This is a genomic window from Caballeronia glathei (assembly GCF_000698595.1).
GTDB lineage: Bacteria > Pseudomonadota > Gammaproteobacteria > Burkholderiales > Burkholderiaceae > Caballeronia > Caballeronia glathei.
Genome location: NZ_JFHC01000253.1, coordinates 1 through 961, shown reverse-complemented (window position 1 = coordinate 961; position 961 = coordinate 1). Strand labels below are relative to the sequence as shown.

Below are 961 nucleotides of genomic sequence, written 5' to 3'. Positions count from 1 at the left end.
GCTCTTCCACAGCCTCAGGGTGTTGCACGTGTTGACGCGAAAGCCGAGTGTCGGGATATCGCAGGCCACACCCTTGACCTTGTTCGCCGGTATCCAGCGCATGCGAAGGTGGCCCTGCGCGTCGGTCTGGCTCTCCGTGCGTCCGCCGAAGGACACATAGAACGTCACGTCCGGGCGCACGATTTCCCACGGATTGCCCTTCTGCAGCCACTTGTCGGTGACTTCCTCCTGCCAGCCGTCGCGGATCGCCTGATCGAAGATGCCGAACTCATAGCGGATGCCGTAGCCGATCGCCGGTGTTTCGAGTGTGGCGAGCGAGTCCATGTAACAGGCGGCGAGCCGCCCGAGCCCGCCGTTGCCAAGCCCCGGCTCTTCCTCCAGCGCGAGCAGCATGTCGAGGTCCTGGCCGAGCGCCTGCATGGCTGCGCGCGCATTGGCCTCGATGCCCAGATTGACGATGTTGTTGCCGAGCTGCGGCCCGATCAGGAACTCGGCGGAGAGATAGCAGGCGACCCTCACCTCGCGTGCGGCATAGGCCTGAACGGTCGCCACCCAGCGGGCCAGCATGCGGTCGCGCACGCTGTAAGCAAGTGCCATGTACCAGTCGTGCGGGGTGGCGATGGCCGGATAGCGGGCCTGCAGGCAGATGAGGTTGTCGATGACGTCGCGCTGCAATGCGTCGGCATCCAGTCCGCTTCGCGCGGGTTCGGCGCTGCGAAATGCGTTGGCGGTCGGGGCGGCGGCCATGGTCTTTTCCCTCGGGGGCGGTCAGTCAGGCCACACCCAGTCGGTGATCTCGGCGCGGTCGATGCCGTACGTGTGCGCGTAGTTCAGGTGACTGATGATGGCGTTCTTCATGTCTTCCCTGAGATGCGCGGTTCTGCCCTGTAGCCGCGGCACGCGGTCCAGAACATCGATGACCAGATTGAAGCGATCGACCTGATTGAGGATCGCGAGTTCG

Annotated in this window: 2 protein-coding genes; both read right to left on the bottom strand. The window is 64.5% G+C overall.

The window, feature by feature from the left end:
* Positions 1-747: glycogen/starch/alpha-glucan phosphorylase (locus tag BG61_RS38620; RefSeq protein ID WP_035943723.1), on the bottom strand; the 747-nt coding region annotated here is incomplete at its 3' end.
* A 21-nt stretch (positions 748-768) separates the two neighbouring features.
* A partial coding sequence (locus BG61_RS38615) for a phosphoketolase family protein (RefSeq protein WP_035943722.1) occupies positions 769-961 on the bottom strand: 193 nt, incomplete at its 5' end.